Raw genomic sequence first — 2,071 nt, forward strand, 5'->3', positions numbered from 1 at the left:
CGATGCGTTCAATCTTCCCGGCCAGCCCGTCGTCATTGATGAACGAGTCCCAATCCTCCCCGCCCAGCAGGTAAAACGAATCCCTGTGCTCAATTACAATTCCCTGCGTTGTCTTGTATACTTTCATAGCAAATCTATTCTGGTTTGATCTTTTATTTATTTAATGAGCCTGATTATAGGATTGGGTAACTGGTTTGTAGAAGCTATTTAATTGGCCCTGCCTTAGTTAAATCCTTATTTAACTCACCTCTGTATTCTTCAAAATTTTCTCTAAACAAAGTGGAGAGTCGATTTGCTGTTCTATCATATTTTTGCTTGTTACTCCAGGTATCCCTAGGGAATAATAAATTCTTTGGTACGCCCGAAATATACTTTGGAACTGCCAACCCAAATACCGGATCTGTTCTAAATTCAACCTCGTCCAAATTACCTTGCAACAATTCACTGAGCATTTTTCGGGTATGCGTAAGGGCTATCCGTTTTCCCGCTCCATATGCCCCACCTGTCCAACCGGTATTCAGCAGCCACACACTCGTGTTATACTTATGAATTTTTTTTGCCAGAAGCTCAGCATATACGTTGGGATGAAGTGGCATAAAAGGTGCCCCAAAACAGGGTGAAAAAGTGGCCTTCGGTTCCGTAACCCCGCGCTCCGTACCGGCAACTTTCGCAGTATATCCACTGATAAAATGGTACATACTTTGTTTAAGTGTTAATTTCGAGAGTGGTGGAAGCACTCCATATGCGTCACAGGTTAAAAAAATAATATTTTTAGGATGCGCTCCATTACCTGACTGATCGGCATTTGGAATATGCTTGATGGGATATGCGCAACGTGTATTTTCAGTGAAGCTTTTATCCTTAAAATTAGGCTGTCGATTGTCATCTAAAACTACATTTTCTAGTATAGTCCCTGGCTTTTTTGTTGCCTCGTAAATTAAAGGCTCACTTTCCCTGGATAAATTGATTGTTTTAGCATAACACCCTCCTTCAATATTAAAAATCCCTTTCTCACTCCACCCGTGTTCGTCATCTCCAATCAAAATACGATCTGGTTCGGAAGACAAAGTGGTTTTACCAGTACCCGACAGTCCAAAGAATATAGCAGTAGTCCCATCTGTTGACATATTAGCCGAGCAATGCATGGACATAACATTTTGTTTAGGCAACAGATAATTCAATACTGTAAAAACACTCTTTTTTATTTCTCCCGAATAAAGTGTACCACCAACCAAGATTATTTTTTTTGAAAAATTGATAAAAATAAAAGTTTCCGAATCGATACCGTCTTTACCAGGCGTGGCTTGGAAATGTGGAGCTGCCAGAACTGTTAAATCAGGGGCAAACGTCTTCTTTTCGGAGTCGGAGGGTTCAATAAACATGTTATGCGCAAATAGCCCGTGATAAGCAGCTTCACTAATTATCCGGACTTTCAGTCGATACTGCTCATCCGCACCCGCATACATGTCTTTCACGTAAAGCTTTTTCTCACCTAAATAGGTTTGCACCTTCTCATAGAGGTGATTAAACACCCCTTCAGATATAGGCTGGTTCACATCTCCCCAATTGATATCTTGTTTGACTGATGACTCTTCCACAATATATCGATCATCTGGGGACCGCCCCGTATATTCGCCGGTTAATACACGAATGGCCATATCTTTTGTCAAATTTGCTTCTTTATTTCTTATAGCCTCTTCATACAGTTCTGGTGTATTCGGATTCCAATAAACATTCCCCTTTTTTTTAACTTTCAACTTGGCTTGTTTCAAAAGACTATCAAATTGATCTTTCATTACTATTTACCGTCCCTAATCCTATTCCCTATTTGATCGTTTTCCAGTTCTTCTCACAGGTTGTAGTTTACCTTGTAATGAATATGACCGGGCCCATCACTGCAAGCCCGGTCATTTTTTGGATTATGAGAAAACTCATTCAAAGAAGGGATACCCTTCGGTAGCATATTTCCGCATCCCCTCCTCGTTGATCTCTACGCCAATGCCCGGTTTTTCTGACAATGGCAGGAATCCTTCCTCATCCACCATCGGGCCTTCCCAGGTGACAATCTCCT

At 41.1% G+C, this 2,071-nt stretch carries 1 protein-coding gene and 1 pseudogene; both read right to left on the minus strand.

What is annotated here, in order from left to right:
- Positions 1-203: 203 nt before the first annotated feature.
- Complete coding sequence (gene pckA / locus NC796_RS26465; RefSeq protein WP_310688890.1) at positions 204-1,796, minus strand: phosphoenolpyruvate carboxykinase (ATP); 1,593 nt, start codon at positions 1,794-1,796, stop codon at positions 204-206.
- Between the two features lie 135 nt (positions 1,797-1,931).
- Positions 1,932-2,071, minus strand: a pseudogene (locus NC796_RS26990) (mandelate racemase/muconate lactonizing enzyme family protein); the annotation flags it as partial.

It is taken from the genome of Aliifodinibius sp. S!AR15-10 (assembly GCF_031569985.1).
GTDB lineage: Bacteria > Bacteroidota > Rhodothermia > Balneolales > Balneolaceae > JAMQKA01.